The 2,046-nt window shown below is 69.1% G+C and carries 3 protein-coding genes; all 3 read left to right on the top strand.

Features of this window, described 5'->3' with window-relative positions; all coding sequences use genetic code 11:
• Positions 1 to 135 precede the first annotated feature (135 nt).
• Positions 136 to 795: a thiamine phosphate synthase gene (gene thiE, locus WAL33_RS03255; RefSeq protein WP_422178434.1), complete on the top strand. Its 660-nt coding sequence runs from the start codon at positions 136 to 138 to the stop codon at positions 793 to 795.
• A gap of 97 nt (positions 796 to 892) precedes the next feature.
• Complete coding sequence (locus WAL33_RS03250) at positions 893 to 1,294, top strand: hypothetical protein (RefSeq protein ID WP_422178432.1); 402 nt, start codon at positions 893 to 895, stop codon at positions 1,292 to 1,294.
• Positions 1,295 to 1,404: 110 nt separating this feature from the next.
• Complete coding sequence (locus WAL33_RS03245; RefSeq protein ID WP_422178430.1) at positions 1,405 to 1,818, top strand: organic hydroperoxide resistance protein; 414 nt, start codon at positions 1,405 to 1,407, stop codon at positions 1,816 to 1,818.
• The last annotated feature ends 228 nt before the right edge of the window (positions 1,819 to 2,046 follow it).

The raw sequence follows: 2,046 nt of genomic DNA, 5'->3' as shown, positions 1-2,046 counted from the left end.
CTCCGCGACAGCTCCCCCAGAGGGGGATCATCTAGCGCGATCAGATCCTCCCCCTCTGGGGGAGGTGGCCCGAAGGGCCGGAGGGGGCTGCGCCGCCTCTCGCCCCTTTGGGCAAATCGGCGTAATCCCGGCTCCATGACCGACTGCCGCCTCTATCTGATCACCCCGCCCGTCCTGGACGACCTGGCCGCCTTCGGCCATGACCTGGCCGCCGCCCTGGACGCCGGCGACGTGGCCGCGCTGCAGATCCGGCTCAAGGACGCCCCGGACGACATCATCACCGCCGCTGTCCAGGCGCTGAGCCCCATCGCCCGGTCGCGCGACGTGGCGGTGATCCTCAACGACCGTCCTGACCTCGCCGCGCGCCTCGGCTGCGACGGAGTCCATGTCGGTCAGAGCGACACGCCCTACAGCGAGGCCCGCAAGATCATGGGCCCGAAGGCCATGATCGGCGTCACCTGCCACGACAGCCGCCACCTGGCCATGGAGGCCGCCGAGGCCGGGGCCGACTACGTGGCCTTCGGGGCCTTCTTCCCGACCACCACCAAGGACGCGCCGACCACCGCCGATCCCGAGCTTCTGTCGATCTGGCAGGAGACGATGGAAGTCCCCTCGGTGGCGATCGGCGGCATCACCGCCGACAACGCCGCCGGCCTGGCCGCGGCTGGGGCCGACTTCCTGGCCGTCTCTGCCGGGGTCTGGAAGCATCCGGGCGGCCCCGCCGCCGGGGTCGCGGCGATCAACGCCGCCATCGCCGAAGGCCTTGAGGCGCGCCTGGCCGCGCGGGGCGCATAACGCCGTTCGCGGAGCTTGCCGCTCAAGCTTGGCGGGCGTAGCCTCCTCCCAATGACGAAATACGGGGAGGACGCCCATGCGGCGGCTCGGACTGTGTTTGCTTGGCGTAACCGTGCTGGGCCTGGCGGCCACGGCCACGGCCACCCCGACCCTGGCGGAAAACTGGAAGCCCTCGCCCGGCGAGGCGAAAACCTTCTACGACGCGGACTTCATGCGGGTGGACGAAGCGTCCGGCCTGGTGGTCGTGCGCATCGCCGAAGGAAGGCCCAACGGACCCTACAAGGCCTGGCCGGCCGGCAAGGGCCCGATCATCCTGTACGCCCTGGACTGCGCGGCCGACAAGTGGATCGACCTGGGCATGGACTTCTCCGGCGACCAGGGCCCGCCCAAGGGCTGGCGCAAGGGCGAGAAGATCGAGGACATCAAGGGCGCCGTCGGCGGCGCGGGCCGCGTGGCCTGCGAGACCAAGGACACCCTGCCCAAGGTGGCCTTGCCCTGAAGAAAACCTCTCCCGGAGGGGAGGGGGTTTCTTCAGGCGCGCCGCGCTTGCGCCTGTCATGCGCCGGTCGCAAGGTCGCCTCGCGATCTCACCCCTGAAGGAGCACTCCCATGCCCGCCCTCTACACCGCCCGCTCGCACGCTGTCGGCGGCCGCGAAGGAACCGCCAAGACCGACGACGGCCACCTGGACGTCAAGCTGGGCTATCCCAAATCGATGGGCGGCAACGGCGAGGGCACCAATCCCGAGCAGCTGTTCGCGGCCGGCTATGGGGCCTGTTTCCTGGGCGCCCTGGGCGTGGTCGCCCGGAGCGAAGGCGTCAAGCTGGGCGAGCACAGCCTCGACGTCGAGGTCGACCTGTTCAAGGAGGAGGCCACCGGCTTCCACATCGGCGCCCGCCTGACGCTAAACGCGCCGGACCTGGACGCCACGACCGCTGAAAAGCTGCTGCACGCCGCCCACCAGGTCTGCCCGTATTCGAAGGCCACGCGCGGCAATATCGAGGTCGAGCTGAAGGTGGCTTAAGGCCGATCACGGCCAACACCGTGCTTGGTCCTCGTCCTTCGACAGGCTCAGGATGAGGACCCTTTGCAGGCTCGGCAGTAGAATAACCACATCCTGAGCCTGTCGAAGGACGAGGTTATTCGCTTCCCACTAGCCCCGCCGTTTGGCCTCGGACACGCGATGGACGATCAGTTCGTCGATCTCCAGCCGGCGGATCCGAGCTCGGCCTACCGACAAGCGGCCGATGGC

The organism is Caulobacter sp. (assembly GCF_049283275.1).
Lineage (GTDB): Bacteria > Pseudomonadota > Alphaproteobacteria > Caulobacterales > Caulobacteraceae > Caulobacter.
Note: the sequence above shows the minus strand (reverse complement) of the source record. Positions and strands in the feature narration are given on the sequence as shown.